The 24,663-nt window shown below is 69.7% G+C and carries 23 protein-coding genes and 2 pseudogenes; 15 read left to right on the top strand and 10 right to left on the bottom strand.

The features are described 5' to 3' along the window. Positions 1-646, bottom strand: a pseudogene (locus B5M43_RS04220) (HNH endonuclease); the annotation flags it as partial. Between the two features lie 549 nt (positions 647-1,195). Between B5M43_RS04220 and B5M43_RS04215 the strand changes: the two are divergent. Continuing rightward, positions 1,196-1,363, top strand: a complete 168-nt coding sequence (locus B5M43_RS04215) for a hypothetical protein (protein WP_167626803.1) — start codon at positions 1,196-1,198, stop codon at positions 1,361-1,363. A gap of 63 nt (positions 1,364-1,426) precedes the next feature. Here the strand turns inward: B5M43_RS04215 and B5M43_RS04210 are convergent, their stop codons facing one another. Both B5M43_RS04210 and B5M43_RS04205 read right to left on the bottom strand, forming a co-directional pair. Beyond that, a complete protein-coding gene (locus B5M43_RS04210) occupies positions 1,427-2,257 on the bottom strand; it encodes a hypothetical protein (protein WP_055987758.1) in 831 nt (276 codons plus the stop codon). 135 nt (positions 2,258-2,392) lie between these two features. Then, on the bottom strand, positions 2,393-2,776 hold the full coding sequence (locus B5M43_RS04205; protein ID WP_134746526.1) for a GntR family transcriptional regulator: 384 nt from the start codon (positions 2,774-2,776) through the stop codon (positions 2,393-2,395). 295 nt (positions 2,777-3,071) lie between these two features. Between B5M43_RS04205 and rpsF the strand changes: the two genes are divergently transcribed. The 5 genes from rpsF to dnaB all read left to right on the top strand — a co-directional run bounded on the left by rpsF (position 3,072) and on the right by dnaB (position 6,617). Next, positions 3,072-3,434 carry a 30S ribosomal protein S6 gene (gene rpsF, locus B5M43_RS04200; protein WP_055987760.1) on the top strand — a complete coding sequence of 121 codons (363 nt, stop codon included), beginning with the start codon at positions 3,072-3,074 and terminating at the stop codon, positions 3,432-3,434. A gap of 5 nt (positions 3,435-3,439) precedes the next feature. Continuing rightward, entirely contained in the window at positions 3,440-3,952 is a 513-nt protein-coding gene (locus B5M43_RS04195) for a single-stranded DNA-binding protein (protein WP_134746523.1), read from the top strand. A 77-nt stretch (positions 3,953-4,029) separates the two neighbouring features. Beyond that, positions 4,030-4,284 carry a 30S ribosomal protein S18 gene (gene rpsR / locus B5M43_RS04190; RefSeq protein ID WP_055987764.1) on the top strand — a complete coding sequence of 85 codons (255 nt, stop codon included), beginning with the start codon at positions 4,030-4,032 and terminating at the stop codon, positions 4,282-4,284. 9 nt (positions 4,285-4,293) lie between these two features. Continuing rightward, on the top strand, positions 4,294-4,749 hold the full coding sequence (gene rplI, locus B5M43_RS04185) for a 50S ribosomal protein L9 (RefSeq protein WP_055987766.1): 456 nt from the start codon (positions 4,294-4,296) through the stop codon (positions 4,747-4,749). Positions 4,750-5,243: 494 nt separating this feature from the next. After that, positions 5,244-6,617 (top strand): replicative DNA helicase, encoded by a 1,374-nt coding sequence (gene dnaB / locus B5M43_RS04180; RefSeq protein WP_134746521.1) that lies wholly within the window; start codon positions 5,244-5,246, stop codon positions 6,615-6,617. Between the two features lie 2 nt (positions 6,618-6,619). Here the strand turns inward: dnaB and B5M43_RS04175 are convergent, their stop codons facing one another. The 5 genes from B5M43_RS04175 to B5M43_RS04155 all read right to left on the bottom strand — a co-directional run bounded on the left by B5M43_RS04175 (position 6,620) and on the right by B5M43_RS04155 (position 12,295). Continuing rightward, positions 6,620-7,930 (bottom strand): O-acetylhomoserine aminocarboxypropyltransferase/cysteine synthase family protein, encoded by a 1,311-nt coding sequence (locus B5M43_RS04175; RefSeq protein ID WP_134746519.1) that lies wholly within the window; start codon positions 7,928-7,930, stop codon positions 6,620-6,622. Continuing rightward, a complete protein-coding gene (locus tag B5M43_RS04170; protein WP_230667644.1) occupies positions 7,927-9,111 on the bottom strand; it encodes a MalY/PatB family protein in 1,185 nt (394 codons plus the stop codon). The genes B5M43_RS04175 and B5M43_RS04170 overlap by 4 nt, the downstream gene beginning before the upstream one ends. Before the next feature lie 70 nt (positions 9,112-9,181). After that, positions 9,182-10,213 carry a methionine synthase gene (locus B5M43_RS04165; protein WP_134746515.1) on the bottom strand — a complete coding sequence of 344 codons (1,032 nt, stop codon included), beginning with the start codon at positions 10,211-10,213 and terminating at the stop codon, positions 9,182-9,184. 25 nt (positions 10,214-10,238) lie between these two features. Next, entirely contained in the window at positions 10,239-11,222 is a 984-nt protein-coding gene (locus B5M43_RS04160; RefSeq protein ID WP_134746513.1) for a putative oxygenase MesX, read from the bottom strand. A 119-nt stretch (positions 11,223-11,341) separates the two neighbouring features. Next, the gene (locus tag B5M43_RS04155; protein WP_134746511.1) at positions 11,342-12,295 is read right to left on the bottom strand and encodes a LysR family transcriptional regulator; all 954 of its coding nucleotides are present in this window, start codon (positions 12,293-12,295) and stop codon (positions 11,342-11,344) included. 232 nt (positions 12,296-12,527) lie between these two features. On the opposite strand from B5M43_RS04155, the gene B5M43_RS04150 reads away from it, so the two are divergent. The 7 genes from B5M43_RS04150 to B5M43_RS04120 all read left to right on the top strand — a co-directional run bounded on the left by B5M43_RS04150 (position 12,528) and on the right by B5M43_RS04120 (position 20,623). Continuing rightward, on the top strand, positions 12,528-13,559 hold the full coding sequence (locus B5M43_RS04150) for a LacI family DNA-binding transcriptional regulator (RefSeq protein WP_134746509.1): 1,032 nt from the start codon (positions 12,528-12,530) through the stop codon (positions 13,557-13,559). 139 nt (positions 13,560-13,698) lie between these two features. Next, entirely contained in the window at positions 13,699-14,523 is an 825-nt protein-coding gene (locus B5M43_RS04145; protein ID WP_167626802.1) for a sugar phosphate isomerase/epimerase, read from the top strand. A gap of 79 nt (positions 14,524-14,602) precedes the next feature. Continuing rightward, positions 14,603-15,739 (top strand): substrate-binding domain-containing protein, encoded by a 1,137-nt coding sequence (locus tag B5M43_RS04140; protein WP_230667641.1) that lies wholly within the window; start codon positions 14,603-14,605, stop codon positions 15,737-15,739. 88 nt (positions 15,740-15,827) lie between these two features. Next, positions 15,828-17,018 (top strand): Gfo/Idh/MocA family protein, encoded by a 1,191-nt coding sequence (locus B5M43_RS04135; RefSeq protein WP_055987789.1) that lies wholly within the window; start codon positions 15,828-15,830, stop codon positions 17,016-17,018. Then, complete coding sequence (locus B5M43_RS04130) at positions 17,011-18,531, top strand: sugar ABC transporter ATP-binding protein (RefSeq protein ID WP_055987792.1); 1,521 nt, start codon at positions 17,011-17,013, stop codon at positions 18,529-18,531. Before B5M43_RS04135 ends, B5M43_RS04130 begins: the two co-directional genes overlap by 8 nt. Then, the gene (locus B5M43_RS04125; protein WP_134746504.1) at positions 18,528-19,499 is read left to right on the top strand and encodes an ABC transporter permease; all 972 of its coding nucleotides are present in this window, start codon (positions 18,528-18,530) and stop codon (positions 19,497-19,499) included. The genes B5M43_RS04130 and B5M43_RS04125 overlap by 4 nt, the downstream gene beginning before the upstream one ends. Further along, on the top strand, positions 19,499-20,623 hold the full coding sequence (locus tag B5M43_RS04120) for a Gfo/Idh/MocA family protein (RefSeq protein WP_055987796.1): 1,125 nt from the start codon (positions 19,499-19,501) through the stop codon (positions 20,621-20,623). Before B5M43_RS04125 ends, B5M43_RS04120 begins: the two co-directional genes overlap by 1 nt. Positions 20,624-20,669: 46 nt before the next feature. Here the strand turns inward: B5M43_RS04120 and B5M43_RS04115 are convergent, their stop codons facing one another. Further along, complete coding sequence (locus B5M43_RS04115; protein ID WP_082542878.1) at positions 20,670-21,974, bottom strand: Nramp family divalent metal transporter; 1,305 nt, start codon at positions 21,972-21,974, stop codon at positions 20,670-20,672. A gap of 133 nt (positions 21,975-22,107) precedes the next feature. Then, positions 22,108-22,842, bottom strand: coding sequence for a dihydrodipicolinate synthase family protein (locus B5M43_RS04110; protein ID WP_230667639.1), 735 nt, complete (start codon positions 22,840-22,842; stop codon positions 22,108-22,110). A 133-nt stretch (positions 22,843-22,975) separates the two neighbouring features. Here B5M43_RS04110 and B5M43_RS04105 point away from each other — a divergent pair, with 133 nt between their 5' ends. Both B5M43_RS04105 and B5M43_RS15275 read left to right on the top strand, forming a co-directional pair. Then, the gene (locus tag B5M43_RS04105; RefSeq protein WP_134746502.1) at positions 22,976-24,025 is read left to right on the top strand and encodes a LacI family DNA-binding transcriptional regulator; all 1,050 of its coding nucleotides are present in this window, start codon (positions 22,976-22,978) and stop codon (positions 24,023-24,025) included. Then, a pseudogene (locus tag B5M43_RS15275) lies at positions 24,019-24,642 on the top strand (sucrase ferredoxin); the annotation flags it as partial. The gene B5M43_RS04105 and the pseudogene B5M43_RS15275, both read left to right, overlap by 7 nt. Between the last annotated feature and the right edge of the window lie 21 nt (positions 24,643-24,663).

Here is a 24,663-nt window from a genome sequence, read left to right as displayed (position 1 = left end):
ACATCCGCAGGCTCCGCTTCTCATGCCGCGCCAGGTACCGGGCCTCCGCCCCCTCTACGTCGAGCTGATCCCGCACCGCCCGCGCCGCCGAGCCCAGGTCCTCCACGGTGTACTCGCCCGCCACGCCGGCGAGCTGCTCGCACGCGACCCGCCACGCCTCCTCCGCACCCTCCGGTGGCCGCCCGAGCCCGCGGCTGATCGCATCCATCTGCGCCGACGTCAGCACCCCGTCCAGCAGCGCCCGATCCAACGGCGCATGCCACGGCGCCTCCATCGGCGGAACGTCCGCATCCGGCTCCGCGGGAACCTCCTCGGACTGCGCAGTCTCCACGAGCGACTGTCCCAGCCGCACCTGCCTGGCGGCCTCCCCGCGCGAGGTCCCCGCCACCTCCTGGACGAACGCGACGGCGTTGCGGTGCCCGCGCGCCTGCGCCAACCCGCCGTGCCCTGCGTCGCGCGCGGACCGCTCCGCGATCACCCCGGACGCGAGGGCCATGGCCCGCTCGGCCGCCTTCGCCAGCCGGTTCGCCTGGTGCAGCATCGCCACGACCTCTTCGTCATCCAGTGCGCGCACGACCGCGACGTCCGTGGGCACGATCGACGCCGCCGCGTCGCACCGCTCCCGGAAGTCGCTGAGGAAGGTCATGCCCCGATCATCCTCGGGGTCACCGACATTCCGGCCTCGGAAACCCAGGTCACCGCGGGAAACGACCAAATCTGTGGATAACCCCGCGGACCGACGTCCTGTGGACGAGGGGTGCGTCCGTGAGGCGAGGCTCGGGGCGTTTCGACTCGCTGCGCTCGCTCAACGAGCACGGAGGTGCCCGGCGCCAGCAGCGTCCGCGTCCGTGAGGCGAGGCTCGGGGCGTTTCGACTCGCTGCGCTCGCTCAAAGCGCACGGAGGGGCCCGCACCGACTGTTCACCCGGCGTTCGGTTAGGGGTACGCCGTTCTCGTAATTCCCGGTCACCTCGGCGCGCAATCGTTGGGGTACCCCGGACGCGGCGAACGGCCGCCTCCACATCCCCCGCTTCACGCTTCCCGAAAGGCATGAACATGCGTCTGCGCACCCCGCTGGCCCTCGGCGCCCTGGCCGTCGGCTCCGCTCTGGTCCTCACCGGCTGCTCGTCCGCTTCGGGCGAGGCCGCGGTCGGCGATGACGACGTCATCCGCTTCGCCACCCTGCCCACCGGGGCGTGCTCCGCGACGACCTGGATGTCGAGGCGTGCGTCGACCTGCTCGGCGGCGTCTTCTACTACCAGCTCGTGGTCCGCGGCGTTCCGATGACCGACGCGGATGCGCTCGCGCGCTGCCGCGCCGCCTTCGATGTCGTGTGGCGCGGGATGGCGGCGGGGTCGGCCTGACGCCGGCTCGGCGGTGAGACACCCGTGGGGGCGCGCTCAGGGACGCGCCCCCACGGGTCCGGCTCACGCGACCGGCGGAGCGGGCGGCTCCGGGGGCCGGGTCGCGGCGCCGGTCGTGCCCGTCGGCGTGGTGCCGGGCGGCGTGGTGGCCGTGGCGGTCGGCGCGGTGGCGGTGGTGCCCGCCTCGGCCGCGCGGCGGGTGACGGGCGGCGTGGTCGCGCTCGTCGTCGAGATCTCGCTCTCGAGCGCCCCCAGCCACTTCTCCCAGCGCTCGCGCATCGGGCCGATGAGCCCGCCGCCGACGCCGACGATCACGACGCCGGCGATCGTCGCGAGCACGGCGACCAGCACGGGCGTGGTCACGGTCAGGGCGACGCCGATCTGGTTGAGCGCCGCGATGACGCCGAGGGCGATGATCGCGAACACCACGATCCTGGTGAGGATGCGACCGAACCGGAAACGCGAGAGGGCCGGGCCCATCAGATCGCCCACGAAGTTCGCGATCGCCGACACGACGATCACGATCACGATCGCGACGAACACGCGCGGCAGCCACTCGATGATCGAGGTGACGACCTGCGACACCGGGTTGTCCTGCCCGAACGCGCCGAGCGCGAGCAGCAGGGCGATCAGCAGCACGAAGTAGTAGACGAGCTTGACGACGAGTCCCAGCGGGTCGATGCCCGTGGGCGCGAGCAGTCTCGAGATGCCCGCCTTGTCGAGCACCTTCTGGAACCCGATCTTGCGCAGCAGGAACTCGAGGCCCTTCGCGATGCTCTTGGCGATGAGCCAGCCGATCAGCAGGATGACCGCGAAGACGATCAGCTGCAGGACGAACCTCCCGACGCCGGCGAGCATGCCGCCGATGCCGGCAGCGATTCCGGACCAGTCCATGGTTCTCTCCCCTCCATGTCGCGACCCGTCGGGGCGGTCCACGACGGGCGTCGCGTGCCCTTGACTACTCCGGGTGCGGAGGCGGTGTCAATGGGGTGGCAGAGGGTCCGGGCAGGTGCGTCGCGGGGTGCCCGGTCAGGCGGGACGCGCTTCGGCGGCGGCGCTCTGGGCGTCCGCCACGGCGTCTCCGACGGGCTGCGGGAGCCCCAGTCCGGCCGCCACGGCGGCATCGGCGTCGTCGGCCAGGATGGCGTCCCGCAGCCGTTCGAGGCAGGCCACGAGCGACTCGGGGTGGTCGATCCTCAGGCCCGCGCCGCTCAGGTTGCGGATGATCGCGACGCGCTCCAGGCGCTGCAGCGCCTCGCGCACGGGCATCCGCGAGACGCCCATGCTGTCGGCGAGCTCCGAATCGCGGATGGTCTCGCCCGGCGCCAGGCGTCCGGCGATGATCTCCCCGGCGATCCGCTCGAACGCGAGATCGGCGAGACGGGGTTGTGGCGTGCGGACGAGTGGGCGCATGACATTCCAGGTTCTGCCACGGGGGAATGGCATCGGCCACCGGGGGGAATGGCATCGGCCACCGGGGGGAATGGCAGACTCATCCTCCCAGCACGTCGCCCTCTCGGCAAGAAGGGCAGTGCCCGGGTCCCTGCCGGAACCTGGGAGCCCTGCGTCGCCCGGCACGCACCGATCCGATAGACTGACGAGGTTGTGCGGATCCGCGCGCGCTCGCGCTCGCCCGCATGACGTGCAACACACCCTCCTGCTGTCGGGAAATGCCCGGCAGCCGATCAAGTCCGAAGGAGGTGGGTAAGTGACGCACCAGTACGAGCTCATGGCCATCCTGCAGCCGGAGATCGACGAGCGCCAGGTTCCCACGATCGTCGACAAGTTCCTGACGGTGATCACCGAGTCCGGTGGCACCATCGACAACATCGACATCTGGGGCAAGCGCCGTCTGGCCTACGAGATCCAGAAGAAGAACGAGGGCATCTACGCCGTCGTGAACTTCACCGCGACGAGCGAGGCCACCCAGGAGCTGGACCGCCAGCTCGGCCTCAACGAGCAGATCATGCGCACCAAGGTGCTGCGTGCCGAGGACGCGATCGCGATGATCGCCTCCGAGGCCAAGCGCGCCGAGGAGCGGGCCGCTCGCAAGACGGCGGCGAAGGCCTAAGTCCCATGGCCGGCGAAACCGTCATCACCGTCGTGGGGAACCTCACGGCCGACCCGGAGCTGCGTTACACGCAGAACGGCCTGCCTGTGGCGAACTTCACGATCGCCTCGACGCCGCGCAACTTCGATCGCGCGTCGGGCGAGTGGAAGGACGGCGAGGCTCTCTTCCTGCGTGCCAGCGTGTGGCGCGAGTTCGCCGAGCACGTCGCAGGCTCGCTGACGAAGGGCATGCGCGTGATCGCGCAGGGCCGTCTGCGTCAGCGCTCCTACGAGACGCGCGAGGGCGAGAAGCGCACCACGATCGAGCTCGAGATCGATGAGATCGGGCCGTCGCTGCGCTACGCCACCGCTCAGGTCACCCGCGCCGCGGGCGGCTCGGGCGGCGCCGGTGGAGGCCAGTTCGGCGGCGGACAGCCGCGCGCGCAGGTCTCGGAGGAGCCCTGGGCCACGCCCGGCTCGCAGACGGGCGCCGACGCATGGAGCACCCCGGGGTCGTTCGGAGACGACACCCCGTTCTGAATTCTCGCGGGTCGGATCGCCCCTTGCTCGTTGAGCGAGCGAAGCGAGTCGAAACGCAGCACACCTAAGGAAAACCAATGGCTGGAAAGTCGAGCGGCGACCGCCGCAAGCCGCGGAAGGGCGCGAAGAACGCCGCCCCCGCGAAGTCGATCCGGGTCGGCCTCATCGATTACAAGGATGTCGCCACCCTTCGCAAGTTCATCTCGGAGCGCGGCAAGATCCGTGCCCGTCGTATCACCGGTGTCTCGGTGCAGGAGCAGCGTCTGATCGCCAAGGCGATCAAGAACGCGCGCGAGATGGCGCTCCTGCCCTACGCCGGCGCGGGCCGCTAAGGAGCACTCATGGCAAAGCTGATTCTCACTTCTGAGGTCGACGGCCTGGGCTCTGCCGGCGACGTCGTCGAGGTCAAGGACGGGTACGCCCGCAACTACCTCATCCCCCAGGGCTTCGCCACCGCGTGGACGCGCGGCGGCGAGAAGCAGGTCGCGTCGATCCGTGCCGCTCGCGAGGCTCGCGCCATCGCGACGCACGACGAGGCCGTGGCCCTGAAGAACACGATCGAGGGCACCAAGGTCAAGCTCGCCGTCAAGGCGGGCGCCGAGGGTCGCCTCTTCGGCTCGGTCAAGACCGCCGACATCGCGGACGCGGTGGCGGAGGCCGGTCTGGGCCAGCTGGACAAGCGCAAGATCACCATCCCGTCGGCGATCAAGTCGGTGGGCGACCACGAGGCCGTCGTGCGCCTGCACGACGACGTCACCGCGGTCATCACCCTTCAGGTGGTCGCGCTCAAGAAGTAAGTCCGTCACGGACCGCTGAAACGGCGCGGGGTCTTCGGATCCCGCGCCGCTTCCGTGTGTCCGGGGGTGCCCGGGTCTGTGGGTGGCGCACAGCGGTCGCGGCCGAATCTCTGTGGTCACCGATCGTTCACCTGCCCTTGACATATCGCCACGGCGACCCCCGAGATCCGGCGCGGTTGTACACAAGCCCGGGATATCGCCACAACCTTCAAGCCGACGTTTAACCACAACGCTATCCACAGGGTGTGGGTTCTCGAAAGCCCTGATCAGCAGCCTGAAAAAATGTAAAGACGTCCGGGCGCGTCGCAATTCTCCACAGGAGGTTTCCACACACGCGTCGGCGGTTTCCGCAAGTCCTCCACAGAGTTATCCACAGGGGGGTTTGCGTGGGGAAAACGGCGCACCTACGGTGAACGGGCGGATGTCGGGGGTCTCTGCTTTGCTGTCCTCCCGTACGGACGCAGCCACCACCCGACACTCGAGAGGACACCCCCATGTCGATCGCCGATATCGCCGACGACCGCCTCGGGGGCCGACGCGAGTCGGAGCGCACCCCTCCGCACGACCTGCTGGCCGAGCAGAGCGCGCTGGGCGGCATGCTCCTGTCGAAGGACGCGGTCGCCGACGTCATCGAGTCGCTGCGGGGGGCCGACTTCTACGTCCCCAAGCACGAGGTGATCTTCGAGGCGATCCTGTCCCTGTACTCGCACGGCGAGCCCACCGACGTGGTCGCGGTCACCGACGAGCTCATCAAGTCGGGCGACCTGCAGCGCGCGGGCGGCGCGGACTACCTGCACTCGCTCACGTCCATCGTGCCCACCGCGGCGAACGCGGGGTACTACGCCGGCATCGTCGCCGAGCGCGCCCTGCTGCGCCGCCTGGTGGACGCCGGCACGCGCATCGTCCAGATGGGGTACGCGGGCGAGGGCGAGGCCGTCGAGCTCGTCAACAGCGCGCAGGCGGAGATCTACAACGTCACGGGCGCGGAGAAGACCGAGGACTACGTGCCGCTGTCGATCGCGGTCGACGCGGCGATGGAGGAGATCGACGCCGCGAGCGGGCGCGACGGCAGCATGACCGGCGTGCCGACCGGCTTCAGCGAGCTGGACGAGCTGACCAACGGCCTCCACGGCGGTCAGATGATCGTGGTCGCCGCGCGTCCCGCGATGGGAAAGTCGACGCTCGCGCTCGACTTCGCCCGCGCGGCGGCGATCAAGCACAACCAGCCCGCCGTGTTCTTCTCGCTCGAGATGGGCAAGGCCGAGATCGCCATGCGCCTGCTCAGCGCCGAGGGCGCCATCCCGCTCCAGAACCTGCGCAAGGGCACGCTCGACTCGCGCGACTGGACGACGGTCGCGCAGACGCGCGGGCGCATCCACGAGGCGCCGCTGTACATCGACGACAGCCCCAACATGACGCTGGTCGAGATCCGCGCCAAGTGCCGCCGGCTCAAGCAGCGCGTGGGCCTGAAGATGGTCATCATCGACTACCTGCAGCTGATGACGAGCGGCAAGCGCGTCGAGTCGCGTCAGCAGGAGGTCTCGGAGTTCTCGCGTGCGCTCAAGCTGCTCGCGAAGGAGCTGCAGGTGCCGGTCATCGCGCTCTCGCAGCTGAACCGTGGCCCCGAGCAGCGTACCGACAAGCGCCCCCAGGTCAGCGACCTCCGTGAGTCGGGCTCGATCGAGCAGGACGCCGACATGGTGATCCTGCTGCACCGCGACTCGGTCTACGACAAGGACACCCGCCCCGGCGAGGCCGACCTGATCGTCGCCAAGCACCGCAACGGCCCCACCGCGACCATCGAGGTCGCCTTCCAGGGCCACTTCTCGCGCTTCGCCGACATGGCGCCCGCGAACGACTTCGCGTAGGGCTACCCGACGGCGTCGAGCGCCCGGCGCAGGTCGCGGATGATGTCGCCGGCCTTCTCGAGGCCGATCGAGAGGCGGACGAGCCCGGGGGTGATGCCGAGGTCGAGCCGCTCGGCCTCGGTGAGCTTCGCGTGGATGGTGCTGCCCGTGTGGATCGCGAGGCTGCGGACGTCGCCGATGTGGGTCATCTGGCTCACGAGCGTGAGGCTGTCGAGGAACGTGCGGGCCGCGTCGCGGCCGCCCGCCAGATCGATCGACACGATGGATCCGGCGCCGTCCGGCAGGTACTTCTGGGCGAGGGCGTGGTGCGGGCTGTCGGGGAGCCCCGGGTAGTGCACGGCGGCGACCGCCGGGTGGCCCTGCAGCGCCTCCGCGACCAAGCGCGCGTTGTGCACGTGGCGCTCCATGCGCAGCGAGAGCGTCTCGATGCCGTGCAGGAGCAGGAAGGTGCTCGTCGGCGGAACGGTGGGGCCGTACTCGAGGACGATCACCGAGCGCAGGTAGGCGCCGTAGGCACCGGCGCCGAAGCGCTCCACGAACGACCGCTCCCCGTACGAGCCTCCCCGGGCGAGCTGCGGGAACCGGTCGGCGTGCGCCGCCCAGTCGAACCGGCCGCCGTCGACAACGGCGCCGCCGATAACGGATCCGTGGCCCGCGAGCCACTTCGATGTCGAGTGGATCACGATGTGCGCGCCCCACTCGAACGGGCGGTTCAGGTACGGGGTCGCCACGGTGTTGTCGACGACGAGGGGAACGCCGGCGCGGTCGGCCACCTCGGCGAGCCTGGCGAGGTCGGTCACCTCGCCCAGCGGGTTCGGGATGGACTCGGTGTATATCGCCTTGGTGTTCGGCCGCACCCGCGCGAGCCACTCGTCCACGGACGCGGTGGCCTCGACCGCCTCGAACTCGAGCCCCTGGCGGCGCAGCGCGCCGCGGAACATCTCGCGCGTGCCCTCGTACAGGTTCTTGGTGGTGAGGATGTGGTCGCCCGCCGACGCGAGGGCGAACAGGGCCGCGGCGATCGCCGCCTGGCCGCTCGCCACGAGGATCGCATCGACCCCGCCCTCCAGGTCGGCGATCCGCCGGGCCGCGACGAGGTTGGTGGGGTTGTCGCTGCGGGAGTACGCGCGGCGCGTGCTGCGCCCCGCGAACCGCTCGACGCCGTCGTCGAAGCTCTCGAACAGGTAGCCCGCCGTCTGGTACACGGGGGTGATCCGCGCGAACGCCTCGGCGTCGATCAGCTCGCCGGCGTGGATCTGCCGGGTCTCGAACGCGTAGCCATCCTGCGCTCCGGTGGTCGTGGTGCCTGTCATGCTGTCTCTCCGTTCCGGCCGAGCGCCGCGTCGCCCATCGCCTGCAGGGCTTCGGTGAGGATGGGGCGCGGCGTGGCGAAGACGATGCGGACGAAGTCCTCGTATCCGCGGCCGAGGAGCCGCCCCTCGGTGAGGACGACGCCGGCCTGCTCGCGGAAGAACTCGGCGGGGGCGCCGGGGAGCTCCAGCTCGCTCACGTCGATCCAGCCGATGTAGGTCGCCTCCGGCGCCCGGTACACGGCGCCGGGCAGGTGGTCGGCCACCAGGTCGCTGAGGGCCTGCCGGTTGCCGTCGAGGTAGGTCAGCACGTCGTCGAGCCACGGCTTGCCGTGCCGGTACGCGGCGGTGGAGGCGACGACGCCGAGCGAGGCGGCGCCGTGCTGCACGGCGAATCCGAACCGGCGGTAGACGGCCTGGTCCGCGTCATTGGACGTGATCAGCTGCGCGGTCTTCAGTCCCGGGATGTTCCAGGCCTTCGACGCGCTGGTGCCGGTGATGGTGTGCGCGGCGGTGACGTCGGACAGCGACGCGTACGGCGTGAACGGGATGCCGTCGTAGCGCAACGGCGCGTGGATCTCGTCGGCGAACACCCGCCCGCCGTGCCGGTCCACGATCGCGGCGATCGCCTCGAGCTCCTCCCGGTCGATCACCGCTCCCGTGGGGTTGTGCGGGTTGCACAGGATGAGCGTGCGCGCGCCGGCGGCGAACGCCTCGTCGATCCGCTGCAGGTCGTGGCCCCAGCGGCCGTCCGTCCAGATGCCGGGCACCTCCACGACCGGATGCCCGATCGCGGGCAGGTAGGTCAGGAACGGCATGTACGCCGGGGTCGGCACGATCACGGGCGAGCCGGCGGGCGCGTACTCGGACACCGCGACGCCGAGCGCGGCCATCACGTCGGAGACCGGATGCACCCGCTCGGGATCCACCGCCCATCCGTACTCGGCGGCCATCCACTCGGACGTTGCCTCGCCGAGCTCAGCCGCGAGGGGCGGCGAGAGGTAGCCGAGGTTCTCCTCCTCGACCGCCCGATGCAGCGCCTCGGCGACGGGAGGCGCGATGCCGAAGTCCATCTCCGCCACCCACGCGCCGATCCGCCCGGGGTGCAGGCTCCACTTGCGGCTCTCCGGCCGGTCCAGGCGCAGCCGGGTGCGGGAGTCGAAGGGGTGCGGACATCGGGTCACGAGGGTGAGCCTACGGAGCAGGATGCGACCGGGCCCCTGCCGAGGTCATGATCCGTCATGTCCCGCCGTGTCAGCTCCCGGAGAGCTCCGCCCGGACGATCTCGGCACCCGCCGCGAGCGCCGCCATCTTGCCGCGCGCCACGTGCCGGGACAGGGGCGCCATGCCGCAGTTCGTGCTCGGGTACAGCTTGTCCGCGTCGACGAACGGGAGCACGCTGCGGAGCGTGGCCGCCACCTCCTCGGGGGTCTCGATCGCGTCGCCCGCGACGTCGACGGCGCCGACCATCACCTTCTTGCCGCGCAGGAGCTCGATCAGCTCGACCGGCACATGCGAGCCGTGACACTCCAGCGACACCATGTCGATCGCCGACTGCTGCAGCAGCGGGAACGACTCCTCGTACTGGCGCCACTCGGACCCGAGCGTCGCCTTCCAGTCGTTGTTGGCCTTGATGCCGTACCCGTAGCAGATGTGCACCACGGTCTCGCTGCGCAGCCCCTCGGCGGCGCGCTCGAGGGCCGCCACACCCCAGTCCCGCACGTCGTCGAAGAAGACGTTGAAGGCCGGCTCGTCGAACTGGATGATGTCGACGCCCGCCGCCTCGAGCTCCCTGGCCTCCTGGTTGAGGATGCCCGCGAACTCCCACGCGAGCTCCTCGCGGCTGCCGTAGTGCCGGTCGTAGAGGGTGTCGATCATCGTCATGGGCCCGGGGAGGGCCCACTTGATGGGCCGGTCGGTCTGCGCCCGGAGGGCCTTGGCGTCCTCGACGAACACCGGCCGCTCGCGGCTCACCGCGCCGACGACCGTCGGCACGCTCGCGTCGTAGCGGTTGCGGATCCGCACCGTCTCGCGCTGCGCGAAGTCGACACCGCTGAGGTGCTCGATGAACGTGGTGACGAAGTGCTGGCGGGTCTGCTCACCGTCGCTGACGATGTCGAGCCCGGAGCGGAGCTGCTCGTCGGCTGCGAGGCTCAGCGCGTCGCGCTTGCCCTCGGCCAGCTCCGCGCCCTCGAGACGCCAGGGCGACCAGAGCTTCTCGGGCTCCGCGAGCCAGGCGGGCTTGGGCAGGCTGCCGACGATCGAGGTGGGCAGAAGCGGGTTCATCGGTGGTCCTCCGGGGTTCGTCCGGTCAGAGGGCGAGCGCCGGGGCGGCCGCCCACTGCTCGAGCAGCGTCTGGTGGGGCTTCAGGAAGTGCTCCGCGATGAACTTCCCCTGCGTGAGCGCCAGACGGCTGCGCTCCTCGCGGTCGTAGGCGATGTCCGTCGGCGAGTAGTGCGGGTTCTCCAGGCTCGGCTGGTACACCTCGCCCGCGGGGGAGTGGGCGTTGTAGATCTCCGGGCGGTAGATCTTCTGGAACGCCTCCATCGTGCTGATGGTGCCGATCAGCGCCAGGTCGGAATGGTCCTCGAGCAGGTCGCCCTCGAAGTAGAAGGCGAGCGGCGCGACCGAGCCGCGCGGCATGAAGTGCCGGACCTGGAGCCCCATCTTCGCGAAGTAGCGATCGGTCAGCGAGTAGTCGCTCTGCTCGTACTCGACGCCGAGCACCGGATGCCGCTCGCCGATGCGGCGGTACGTCTTGCTGGTCGAGACGCTGATGCAGACCACCGGCGGCTGCGCGAATCGCTCGCGATACGCGGCCGACTCGACGAAGTGCCGGAAGAGCTTCCCGTGCAGCTCTCCGAAGCCGTGCGGAAGGCCGGACTGGCTCGCGCTGTGGGCCGGGAGCAGCACGCTGAAGTCGTAGTCCCGCACGTACGAGGAGAAGTTGTTCCCGGTGATGCCCGGGATCCGATCGCCGGTCGCCCGGTCCACGATCTGGACGTCGAGCATCTCGATCAGCGGCACGCCCACGCCGGAGTCGTCGGCCTCCACGTGCAGGTCCACCGAGACGATGTCGAGCTCCACGCCGTAGCGGTCCCGGTTCGGGTTGCCCTGATCCGCGAGGTCGTTGAAGCGGTCGTCGATCATCTTCAGCGCGCCCTGGAGATTCTGCCGGCGGCCCTCGCCCCGGGCGAGGTTCGCGAAGTTCGTGGTCGCGCGGGAGCCGGCCGACGGCGCGTAGTCCTCGTCGAAGCGGGTCGTGCTGATGTCGAAGGTGAACTCGGTGCCCATGTGGCCGCCTCGATTCCTGACGATGAACGGCGGGCAGGATGCCCGCGCGGTCGTCAGCCTAGGCACGGCGCCCGGCTATAGCCCCATTCGGATGCTTAAGAAAGAGACATAGTCGGACACTATGCGTAAAGTTCGACGCCGAACTCCGCGACGACGGCGCGCATCTCGGCGACGAAGCGCTCCGCCTGACCCGTGAGGGGGATCGAGCTGTGACCGATCCATCCGATCTCGATGCGCTCGTCGACGTCGAGCGGGACGGCGACGATCGACGGGTCCAGGTCGTCGGAGATGATGCCGGTCGAGATCGTGTAGCCGCCGAGGCCGATCATGAGGTTGAAGATCGTGGCCCGGTCGCTCACCCGGATGTCCTGCTTCGACGACCGGGTGGAGAGGATCTCCTCGGCGAAGTAGAAGGAGTTGTTCGTCCCCTGGTCGAACGTGAGGCGCGGCAGGTCCTCCAGGTCGTCGAGCGTGACGCTCGCGCGGGCGGCGAGCGGATTCGTCCGCGCGACGAAGATGTGCGGCGTGGCGAGGAACAGAGGCGTGAAGGCGAGGCCGGACTCGCGCAGCAGCTTGTCGATGACGTTCCGGTTGAAGTCGTTCCGGTACAGCACGCCGAGCTCGCTGCGGAGCGTGCGGACGTCCTCGATGATGTCCCACGTGCGGGTCTCGCGGAGCGTGAACGCGTACTCCGCCGCGCCCGAGGCCTTCACCATCCGGACGAACGCGTCGACGACGAACGAGTAGTGCTGGGCCGAGACGGCGAGCAGGCGGCGCGAGGGAGGGCGCCCGAGGTAGCGCTGCTCGAGGAGCTCCGCCTGCTCGACGACCTGGCGGGCGTAGCGGAGGAACTCGGTGCCGTCCTCGGTGAGGGTCACGCCGCGGGCTGAGCGGGTGAAGAGGCTGTGCCCGACGCGGCGTTCGAGGTCCTTCATGGCGGCGGACATCGTGGGCTGCGACACGTACAGCAGGTCGGCGGCCGCGCTGATGGACCCCTCGGCGGCGACCTCGACGAAGTACCGCAGCTGCTGCAGGGTGATGCCGCTCGTCGCCCCGGCGCCGTCCCGTGCCATGGTCGCAGGCTATCCGACGGGGATGGGGACGGGCCGCGTCGGGGAGCGCGGCCGGGAGGTTGGGTAGCGGGGCTGAACCGCATCGGCCGTCCACGGCTCCGGGGCGGGAGGTCTCGGTCCATGCCATACGTTGGCATGGACGGGCCCCGCGAGCCGGCGCAGCCTTCGCCGGGGCGAGTGGCGTGAGAATGGACGTGCCGTGGCCGGGTCAGCGAGACGAGAGGAATCGAAGATGGCACCTGTGTCGTCGTCCAGGCCGCGCAAGCCCAATATCAGCGACGTCGCTCAGGTTGCCGGTGTCTCCTACCAGACCGTCTCGCGAGTGCTGAACAACGCGCCCGACGTCAGCGCCGCCACGCGCGAGCGGATCCAGCAGATCATCAAGGATCTCGGCTATCGCCGCAGCCGGACCGCTACGGCCCTCTCGACGAGCCGCTCCACCACCATCGGCATCCTCACGGACGGGTCGCCCCGATTCGGGCCTGTGGGAACGCTCATGGCGCTGGAGAAAGTCGCCAGGCAGAAGGGCTACTTCACGACGGTGGTCACCGTCGAGGAGCCCTACATGACGTCGGTTCCGAAGGCATTGGACACTCTCGACGAGGTCGGCGTCGACGGCATCATCGTCATCGCGCCGCTCCTGTCGATGGCCGCAGAGGTGCGCAGTGCGGCGATCCATGTCCCCGTCGAGATGATCGCCGCAGGGGTCTCGTCGACTCCGAGCCTGTTCACCTATTCGGAGGATCAGGAGCTGGGCGCGCGGATGGCCACCCAGCACCTGATCGAGCTCGGTCACACCGACATCGCGCACTTCGCCGGCTCCACCGACTGGTTCGACGGCCGCGTCCGCAAGCGCGGTTGGGAGGGCGCCATGCGGGACGCCGGCCTCGAGCCGGGGCTGTGCGTCGAGGGTGACTGGAGCCCCGGCTGGGCGTATCGAACCGGCCTCCAGCTGGTGGAGGAGGGAGCCGTCCCGCGGGCCGTGTTCGCCGCCAGTGACCACACCGCGCTGGGGCTCATCCGTGCTCTGTCGGAGTCCGGAATCCGCGTCCCGGAGGACGTGAGCGTCGTCGGATTCGACGACGTGGAGGGCTCGGAGTTCTTCCTCCCGCCGCTCACCACGGTGCGGCAGGACTTCACGGCTCTCGCTCACGCGAGCATCGAGGTGCTGCTCGGGGCCATCGAGGGGCGCGAGGTGGATCGCGCACCGAGCATGCCGCTGCTGGTGCGGCGGCAGAGCGCGGCGCGCGCCCACAAGGCCTGACCCCGGATCCGCGCGGCAGCCGATCCGCCGCTTCTTGACAAAGCTTCCGTGACCGGTCACGATGGTCGTCACGCCCATTCGTGACCGGTCACGGAACCCGCGGGCGACGATCGCAACCGGGACTTACAGAGAGGTAAGAATGGTGAAGCTCGCGTACGAGGCGAATGCCTGGGGAGGAGTCGTCGGAACCCCGGGCGCCGTGACGGACATCGGCTCCGGGTTCTACGAGACGCCGGGAGATGTCGTGGAGACGCTCGGAGCCATCGCCTCGGCCGGCTACACCGGGGTGGAGCTCTTCGACGGCAATCTGCTGCCCTTCGAGCACTCGGTGGACGAGTTCGCGAGGGCCGTAGAGGCCGCCGGGCTCGAGGTCGCCGGGGTGTACAGCGGGGGGCATCTGATCTACCCCGACGCGCACGAGGACGAGCTGGCCCGATTCGATCGGTCGATCCGCCTGGCTGCGGCCGCGGGTGCGCGCCACTACGTGCTGGGCGGGGGCGCCGTGCGCTCCAGCGGCCGACGCGATGCGGACTTCGAGGTGGCCGGGGCCTTCCTCGACCGGGTCGCTGAACGCGCGGAGGCCGCGGGGCTCGTCGTCAGCTACCACCCGCACCTCGGGAGCCTGGCGCAGTCGCCCGAGCAGATCGACGCCCTCTTCGCGGCGACCTCTGTCGGGATGTGCGCCGACGTGGCCCATATCGCCGCCGGCGGTGGGGACCCCGTCGACGTCATCAACCGCTATGCGGCTCGCCTGAAGTACGTCCACCTGAAGGATGTCGACCTGTCGAGCAGCGCGTTCCTGCCGCTCGGAGAGGGCGACCTCGACCTCGGCAGCATCATCGACGCCGTCGTGCTCGCCCGATACGACGACTGGATCACCGTCGAGCTGGACGGCTATCCGGGAGATCCGGCCTCGGCCGCGGAGCGGAGCCTGCGGTTCCTCACCGGCCACCAGCCCGGGTGATCCCGGTCCGGGCAGCAGTACACACCACCCCATCCCATCCAAAGGAGTATGAGCGATGAAGTTTCGAGCAGCACTCGCGGTGACCGCAGCAGTCGGTCTTGTCGCGGCACTCGCCGGCTGCACCCCGGCCGGTGAGCAGGCCTCGTCCGAGGTCGATCCGGAGATCGCGGCCGAGATCGACGCCGCGCTGGCGGAGATCACCGGCCAGGTGCTCAGCACCGGCCCGAACGGCGAGGAGCCGGAGGCCGTCGACGTCACCGAGGTCACCGACGAGCAGGCGGCGCAGGTCGCCGAACTCGGGCTGACGGCGGCGATCGTCATGCACTACGGCGGCAACGACTGGGCCAACGCCCAGATCGACGGTCTGAATGCGGAGTTCGAACGGCTCGGCATCGACGTGATCGCCACCACAGACGCCGACTTCGACCCCGCCACGCAGGTCTCGCAGATCGAGACCGTCCTGACGCAGGACCCGGACATCATCGTCTCCATTCCCACGGACCCGGTCGCCACCGCCGCCGCCTACAAGAGGGCCGCCGAACAGGGCGTGAAGCTGGTCTTCATGGACAATGTCCCCGACGGCTTCCAGGCCGGCAGGGATTACGTCTCCATGGTGTCGGCGGACAACTACGGCAACGGGGTCACCTCGGCTTACCTGCTCGCCCGTGCGCTGGGCGGCGAGGGACAGATCGGGATCATCTACCACGAGGCCGACTTCTTCGTGACGAAGCAGCGCTACGAGGGGTTCAAGGACACCATCACGGCGGAGTTCCCCGGTATCGAGATCGTCCAGGAGCAGGGGATCGCCGGGCCGGACTTCGCCGGTGACGCCCAAGGCGTAGCCAACGCGATGCTCACCAAGAACGCCGACCTGGATGGCATCTGGGCCGTGTGGGACGTCCCGGCCGAGGGCGTCATGGCCGCCGCTCGGGAGACGGGCCGCACCGACATCAAGATCGCGACCGAGGACCTGGGGCTGAACGTCGCCATCGCCCTGGCGAAGGATCAGATGATCGTCGGGCTGGGCGCACAGCTGCCCTATGACCAGGGCGTCGCCGAGGCCGACCTGGCAGCGCTGAGCATCCTCGGCGAGGACGTGCCCGCATACGTGGCCCTCAGCTCGCTGCCCGTCGACCACGAGAACGTGCTCGAGGCGTGGAAGACCGTCTACCGCAGCGATCCGCCGGCATCGGTGACCGACGCGTACGTCGACTGAGCGCCGACCCTCCGGTGGGGCCGGGACGTCGGCCCCACCGGCAGACCATCTCCGTCATCGCGCGGGACACCGCGCTCGAAAGGAAATCATGCAGGACCTCAACATCGCCATGATCGGCGGCGGCTTCATGGGCAAGGCACACTCTCTCGCCTACGCGGCGATGCCGATGTTCTTCTGGCCGGCGCCGGCCCGTCCCGTGAAGAAGGTCGTCGTCGATGTCACAGACGAGCTCGCGCGCACGGCCGCAGAACGCTACGCGTGGGAGTCGTCCTCCTCGTCGTGGCGGGATGTCGTCGAGGATCCGTCCATCGACGTGATCGACATCGCCACCCCGAACAACCTGCACGCCGAGATCGCGATCGCGGCGGCGGAGGCGGGCAAGCACATCATCTGCGAGAAGCCGCTCGCGCCGACCGCCGAGGAGGCCGGTCGCATGTATCAGGCGGCGAAGGACGCCGGTGTTGTCACGGCGGTCGCCTTCAACTACCGTCGGACTCCGGCGGTCGCGCTCGCCAAGAAGTACATCGAGGAGGGCGCCCTCGGCGAGATCCTCAACTTCCGCGGCACCTACCTGCAGGACTGGAGCGCCGACCCGAACTCCCCGCTGAGCTGGCGGTTCCAGAAGCACATCGCCGGCTCGGGCGCCGTCGGAGACATCGGCTCCCACGTCGTGGACCTCGCGCGCTACCTGGTCGGCGAGATTGCCGAGGTCAGTTCGCTGGTCTCCACGTTCATCACCGATCGGCCGCTGCAGGCGGGCGGGTTCGACGCACTCGGGGGAGCGACGAAGTCCGACGGGCCCCGCGGCGCTGTCGACGTCGACGACGAGGCGATGTCCCTGATCCGCTTCCGCAACGGTGCAGTGGGGTCGATCGAGGCCACGCGGAACGCCTGGGGGCGGAACAACTTCATCACCTTCGAGATCCACGGCACCGAGGGCTCGGTCTTCTTCAATTACGAGAATCGCGACGAGCTGCAGGTCGCGTTCAAGAACGACCCCGCCGACCGCCGCGGGTTCCGCACCGTCTACTCGGGCCCGAACACTCCTTACGGCGAGTCGCTCTGGCCCATCCCGGCCCTGGGCATCGGGTACGGAGAGACGAAGATCATCGAGGCTCACGACTTCCTCAAGGCGGTCGTCGAGGGTGGCACGGTCGAGCCGAACTTCGCCGACGGCTACCAGGCCGCGCTCGTCGACGAGGCCATCCTCGAGTCGGGTCGCACGGGTCAGTGGGTGAAGGTTCCGGATGCCGTCGCAGAGAGCTCCTCCGATGGCTGACACGATCCCCGTCGGTCCGGCGGTCCGCATGCGTCAGATCGTCAAGAACTTCGGTTCGGTCGAGGTTCTGAAGTCCGTCGACATGGACATCGTGGCGGGGGAGGTGCATGCGCTCGCCGGTGAGAACGGCGCCGGGAAGTCGACGCTCATGAAGGTGCTGCAGGGCGTGCATCCCATCACGTCGGGCACGATCGAGATCGACGGCGAGCCCGTCGACATCCGCAGCACCGCGGACGCCGAGCGAGCGGGCATCGGCATGGTCTTCCAGGAGTTCAGCCTGATCCCCACGATGACAGTGGCTCAGAACATCTTCCTCAACCGTGAGCCGAGGGGTGCGGGAGGCCTGATCGACGACGGTGCGGCCGAGCGCGCAGCGAAGGAGCTCTTCGACGAGCTCGACGTCCGCATCGACCCGGGTGCCCGTGTGGAGGAGCTCGGCACGGCGTACTGGCAGCTGGTGGAGATCGCGAAGGCCCTGGCGAAGAACGCCCGCGTCCTCGTGATGGACGAGCCGACCGCCAGCCTCGCCAAGCACGAGGTGGAGAACCTCTTCGAGCTGATCCACACCTTGAAGAGCCGCGGAATCGCCATCGTGTACATCTCCCATCGGATGGACGAGATCCGCCGAGTCGCGGATCGGATCACCGTCCTCCGCGACGGCGGTGTCGTACTCGCCTCTCCGGTGGCGGAGCTGACCGCCGCGGAGATCATCGAGGCCATCATCGGCCGCCGTCTCGCGTCCGAGCTCGTGTACCGGGATCGAGGCCTGGACCCCGAAGCTCCCGTGCTGCTCGAAGCCGAGGAGATCGCCAGCACCAGCGTCCTCGAGTCGGTGAGCCTGGCGATCCGCGCGGGGGAGATCGTCGGTCTCGCCGGCCTCATGGGCAGCGGACGCACCGAATTCGCGCGCGTGGTCGCGGGATTGGATCGGCCGACCCGGGGCACGCTGAGCGTCGAGGGGAGGCCCGTCCGGTTCAACGGCCCGCTCGCCGCCCAGGCGGCCGGCGTCGCCCTGATCCCGGAGGATCGACGCGAGCAGGGGCTCGTCCTCGAGCACTCCGTGTCCGACAATCTCACCCTGCCCGTCCTCGACCGGGTGAAGACGGGACCGCTCCTGTCACCGCGGAAGCTGCGCGAGCTCACCGGCGAGCTCGTGTCGCGCTTCGCGGTGAAGGTCGCCGACCCCTACGCCCCCGTCAACCGGCTCTCGGGCGGCAACCAGCAGAAGGTGGTCGTCGCCAAGTGGGTCAACACCGACCCGCGCATCCTGCTGATGGACGAGCCCACCGCGGGTGTCGACATCGGAACCAAGACCGAGATCCTCGACATCGTGCGGGACTTCGCCTCCCGGGGCAACGCGGTGCTGTTCATCTCGTCCGAACTGCCCGAACTTCTCGCGGTCGCGGACCGCATCGTCGTGCTCCGTGAGGGACGGTCCTTCCGTGACCTGGTCCGCGCCGACATCGAGAGCGAAGAACAGCTTCAACTCATCATCCAAGGAGAGGCGGCATGAGCAGCCCAGCAACGGCCACACGGCCATCCCTCGTCTCGCGTGCCCTCGCGCACCTGGACTGGCGGAGCAACATCATCTACATCGCCTTCGTGGTGGTGTTCATCCTGTTCGCGATCTTCCTGGGCAACGACGGGTTCCTGTCGCCGAACAACATGCTCAACATCGTGCGCCAGACCGCGACGATCTCGATCATGGCGGTCGCGATGACCTTCGTGATCGCCACCGCGGAGATCGATCTGAGCGTCGGCTCCGTGGCTGGCCTGGCCTCGGTGGTCACCGCCATGGCGACAGCCCAGTTCGGCCTGGTGCCCGGCATCCTCGCCGGGCTGCTCGCCGGAGCCGTGATCGGGGCCGTCAACGGGGGCCTCGTCGCGCTTCTGAAGATCCCGTCGTTCCTCGTCACCCTCGGCATGCTCGGCCTCGCTGCGGGGGTGTCCCAGTGGATCACTGCGTCAGCACCTCAGCCGATCAGCGATCGCCTGTATGTGCTGATCTTCGGCGGCGGCGACTTCGGCCCGGTCCCTGGTCTGCTGGTGTGGACGGTCGTCGCGGTCGCCGTCGGATGGCTGGTGATGAACCGCACCGGATACGGCCGGAGGGTGCTCGCCACGGGCGGCAACCCCACGGCGGCGGCGTACACCGGGATCAACACGGCCCGCATCAAGTTCACCGTGCTGCTCACCTCGGGAGTGGCGGCCGCGCTTGCGGGCATGCTCTACGCCGGCCGGCTGGAATCCGGGCGGTTCCAGTGGGGGCAGGGCGATGAGCTCACGGTCATCGCCGCCGTCATCCTCGGCGGAACCAGCCTCTTCGGCGGACGCGGTGCCATCATCGGCACCCTGTTCGGCTCCCTGTTCATGGGCCTGGTCAACAACGGGCTCATCCTGGCGGGTCTCGACGTGGCGCAGCAGCAGGTCGTGCGCGGAGCCATCATCATCGCGGCCGTCGCCCTGTCCCGGAAGAAGTGATGACGCGCCGGATGCCGAGAAGCGGCATCGTCGGGACGGGATTCATGGGCGGGGTCCACACCCGCGCGGTGCGCTGGGCGGGCGGTGAGGTGGTCGCCTTCGCCGGCCGGGATCCGGAACGCACCCGCGCGGCGGCGGAAGCGGCGAACGTCGCCCTCGCCCTCGATCCCCACGAGCTCGTGCGTCATCCCGACGTCGACATCGTGCACATCTGCACGCCCAACTCGCAGCATCTGGAACTTGCACTCGCCGCCGTCGCAGCGGGCAAGCACGTGGTGTGCGAGAAGCCGCTGGCCACGACGGGGGCAGACGCGGTGCGGCTGCGCGCGGCGGCCGCCGCCGCCGGCGTGGTCCATGCCGTGCCCTTCGTGTACAGGTTCTACCCGACCGTGCGGGAGGCGAGGGCGCGCATCGCGGCGTCGGGTGAACGCATCTGGCTCGCGCACGGGCACTACCTCCAGGACTGGTTGTCGGATCGATCCACGTACAACTGGCGGGTGGATGACGCGGGATCCCGGGCCTTCGCCGATATCGGCGTCCACTGGTGCGACCTGTTCGAGTTCGCGACAGGCCATCGCATCGTCCGCCTGCTCGCGCAGCAATCGCGCCTGCATGACACCCGCATCTCGGGCGGACGCGAGGTGTCGGTCGCCACGGAGGACGGCACGACCATGATGTTCCAGACCGATCGCGGCGCGAGCGGCACGGTCGTGATCTCCCAGGCGAGCCCCGGGCGCAAGAACCGTCTCTGGCTCTCGCTGGACGGCGCCGAGCGCAGCTACGCGTTCGACCAGGAGAATCCGGGCGATCTGTGGGTCGGCTCCGCCGACGCGGTGCTCCTGCTCGCGAAGGGGCACGAGACGCTGACCGCGGACGTCGCGTCGTCGTACGTCACGGTCCCGTCGGGTCATCCCCAGGGGTACCAGGACTGCTTCGGACTCTTCATGCGCGACGTGCATCGCGCCATCGCGGGGGAGCAGGTGGATGGACTGCCGACCTTCGCCGACGGTGCGCGTGCCGCCGTCCTCACGGACGCCGTGATCGCCTCCGCTCGGTCCGAGGCATGGATCGAGGTGACGGGCGACCGCGCTGCGGCGGCAGCGAGCGCGGTCGGCGTCGCCTGAGCCCGCTGCCCCTCCGTGGGCGCGGGCTCAGGCGAGGCGCGGCCGATCAGCCTCCGACGAAGCTCGAGATCAGCCGGATCGAGAGCGCCAGCACGGCGATCAGACCGACGACGCCGAACAGGTTCTGCCACCAGGTGTTGCGCATCTCGGCCATGAGGCTCCGCCGGTTCGCCATCACGACGATGAGCACGGCGAGCACCGGGGCGACGAGGATGGTCAGGGCCTGCGCGATCACGATCAGCTGAATCGGCGCGGCCTGGAAGATCAGCGCGACCGCGACGCCGAACGCGAGGATGGCGCCGCTCACGAGCTTGGCTGTGCGCGAGCTCGACGACGCACCGCGCCCCAGGGCGTCCGAGAGCATCGTGCCGCCGGCCGTCGCGTTCGCGATCATCGAGGAGAACGCGGCGCCGAAGAATCCGAGGGCGAACACGGTGGAGCCGACCGGGCCGGCGAGCGGCTCGAAGACGCCCGCGAGGGCCACGATCGTGGCCGCCTGCTCGCCGGTGCGGCCGAGCACTGCGGAGGCGACCACGATCACGAGGGCGGTCATCACTCCGGGCGCGATGATCCCGGGGATCGTGTCGACGATCGTGATGTCGCGGTAGTCGTCCTCTGTGCGCTCTCGCTCCTTCGTCCCGTACGACGTGTAGAAGGCCGCGTTGATCGAGAAGTTCGTGCCCACGAGGGCGATCAGCAGCAGCCACGCGCCATCCGGCACGACCGGCACGAGGCCGGATCCCGCCGCCGCCCAGTCGGGCTGCGAGACGAACGCGCTGGCGACGAACGCGATCGCCATGAGCGCGACGATGACGATCAGCACCTTCTCGATCACGCGGTACACATTGCGCAGGACCAGCAGCGCGGCCACGCCGATCGTGCAGAAGACGGTCCACATCACGGGGTTGCCGCCGAAGAGCATCGACAGGCCGAGCCCGGACCCTACGGCGTTGCCCACCGAGAAGCACAGCGTGATGAGGAACACGCCGACGCCTGCGAGCACGCCGACCCAGCCGCCGAGGTGCTCCTTGATCGACGTGATGAGCGACACGGGCGACTTGATGCCGAGACGCACGCTCATGTCGGTGAGGAAGATCATCAGGATGGTCGACACGACGATGACCCAGATGAGGGTGTACTGGTAGGCACCGCCCGCCTGGACCGCGGTCGTGAGATTGCCGGGCCCGAACTGCCAGGCGCCGGCGACGAACGCAGGGCCGATCAGCGCGAGCTGCTGCCAGAACGTGCGGCGGCGCCTGCTCGATTCCACGATGGTCCTCATCGTCTGCGTCGAGAGGCGTCCGTAGCCGGTGCCGGGGGTGGTCGATGTGTGTCGGGTGTGAGCGGTCATGGGGGCTCCTCCATCGGAGTCGCGGCGGGGGCCGCGCGGTCTTCGGTGACTCGGGTGCCGCTTTCCCGCGGCGTCGGGCCGATGCGCTCGGCTCGGGCCGGGGCGACGGGGGAACCGTCGCCCCGGGTGTGGATCAGGCGGGGACGGCGACCTTGCCGAGACCCGCCTCGGCGAAGGCGGCCGCGATCTCGGCGTCGGCGCCGGGACCGAGGGGGAGCAGCGGCTCGCGGACCGTCGCGTGATCGAGGATGCCACGGTTGACGAGGCCCCACTTGAGCGCGACCGTGCCCTCCATGTGAGAGCCCCGGTGGTACACGTTCTTGGTGGCCGGGAGCAGGCGCTCGTGGATCGCGTGCGCGGCGGCGTAGTCCTGGGCCTTGCCCGCCGCGATCAGCTCGACGAGCAGCTCGGGTGCGATGTTGCCGTAGCCGACCAGCAGGCCGTCGACGTCGAACATCGTCGGGAGCAGGTACTCGTCGTGGCACGAGAGCACCTGGAGGTCCGGGTGGGCCGCGCGCAGGGCGGGGATCTCGGTGTACCAGCGGCGCATGTTCCGCACGCCGTTCTTGGTGTGGTTCACGCCGGGCTGCGCGGCGATCTCGAGCTGGGTGTCGAGGTCGTACGACGCCTTCGTGTTGTCGGGGTACTGGAACAGGATCTCCTCGAGACCCGATTCCTCCCAGATCGCGCGGTAGCGCGTCTGCGGGGCGCCCGGCTGGAAGCCGAAGCGCAGCCATCCGTGCGACGGATAGACCAGGGCGCCCTTGGCGCCGGCGTCGGCGGCATCCTTCGCCTCGAGGGCGGCGGTCTTGTTGCCCTCCTTCGTGATCCCGGCGATGATCGGCAGCCGGTCCTCGACCGTGTGCAATCGTTAGCGGGAACGTTTGCAGGAACGATTGCAAGCATCCCGTGGCACGGCCTTCGCTGTCAAGGGGTGACCTGAAATCGTTCCTGCAAAGGTTTCTGACCGGCATGGATACACTCGGGAGGGGAGGCGGCGCATGGGTATCGAGGCGAGCGGTGCGCGACGCGTGGTGACGTTGCGTGATGTCGCCGAGGCATCCGGCGTCAGCATCTCGACCGTGAGCCGCATCCTCGACGAGCGCACCCCTCCCTCGGCGTCCGCCACCGCACAGCGGGTCCGCGCCGCGGCCGAGCAGCTCGGGTACCGACGCAACGTCTTCGCCTCCAGCCTGCGCCGTGGCGCCACTGGGACGATCGGTGTGCTGGTCCCGCGTCTGACGGACGCCGTGATGGCCCTCATGTTCGAGGCGATCGAGCGCACCGCGCGCCGGCACGGCTCCTTCGCGGTCGTGGCCACGTGCGGAGACGACCCCGACGAGGAGCGGCGCGCGACCGAGATTCTGCTCGATCGCAACGTCGACGGCCTCATCCTCGCGACGGCGCGCATCGACGACGCACTCCCCGCCGCCCTTCGCGAGCGGGGCATCGCGCACGTCCTCGTGCTGCGCACCGACGGTGTCAGCCCCTCCTCGCTCGGCGACGATGAGACGGGCGGGTACCTCGCTGTCCGCCACCTGATCGACCTCGGGCACACCGACATCGCCATCGTGACGGGCCCGTGGTTCACGTCGAGCGGCCGCGATCGTCGCCGAGGAGCCGAGCGTGCACTCGCAGAGGCGGGGATCGAGATCCGCGACGATCGCATCCTGACGACGGGCTTCGGCGTCGATGACGGGATCGATGCGGGGCGGGCGCTGCTGGACCGTCCCGACCCGCCTACGGCGATCTTCGCGGCAAACGACAACCTCGCGGTCGGAATCATCGGCGCCGGACGCAACCTGGGGCTGCTTCCCGGCAGGGAGCTCTCGATCGTCGGGTACAACGACATCCCGCTCGCGGCGCGGCTCCCGACGCCGCTCACGTCGGTTGCGACTCCATTCGATCAGATCGCCACGACCGCGTTCGATCTCCTGGACCCGTCGACGCCACCGGGAACGATCCGCCGCGCGCTGCCGACGCTCATCCCGCGTGCGTCCACCGCGCCGCCCCGTTCGCGGATGTCAGGCGACTCCGGGCGATCGTGGTGACCGCGCCGGACCGCACGGATCCGTCGTCGTGGTGCGCGGCGATCCGGGCCGAGCAGCAGGAGCCGATCTTCGCGTCCGCGCCCGAGGTCATCTCGACGTGGCTGCTCGTAGAGCATCCCGGCCCGTGGCCGTCGCGCGGATTCCCGGGCGACCTGTCCAACCTCGCGCGCGGCGTCCTCGAGGCGGCCGAGGAGCGGGGCGTGCGCGTGCAGTTCATCCGGCGCGTGCGCGACCGGCGGCGCGCGGGGCGGACGATCGTCGTCGCGGGCCGCGGCGGCGCGCGCGGCTGGGCCGAGACGCGCGACGCGGCCGACCTGGACGAGCTGGCCGAGCTGGATCTGGCAACGCTCGCCGACGGCGTCGCGCCGGGCTTCGGTGCGGCGGTCGATCCCTCCGAGCCCGTCGTGCTGGTGTGCACGCACGGTCGGCGCGACGTGTGCTGCGCGCGGCTCGGGCGACCGGTGGCCGTGGCGCTGAGCGCCGCGATGCCGGGTCGGGTGTGGGAGACGACGCACGTGGGCGGCGACCGGTTCGCAGCCAACGTGGTGACGCTGCCGGGCGGGCAGTATCACGGCGGTCTGACGGCCGCCGACGTCGAGCGCGTGGCGGCCGCGATCACGGCCGGGGAGCTCGACCTC

Origin of the sequence: Microbacterium sp. MEC084, from assembly GCF_004514465.2 — a bacterium.
Lineage (GTDB): Bacteria > Actinomycetota > Actinomycetes > Actinomycetales > Microbacteriaceae > Microbacterium.
The sequence above is the reverse complement of the archived record's forward strand: the minus strand, read 5'-3'. Positions and strand labels throughout refer to the sequence as shown.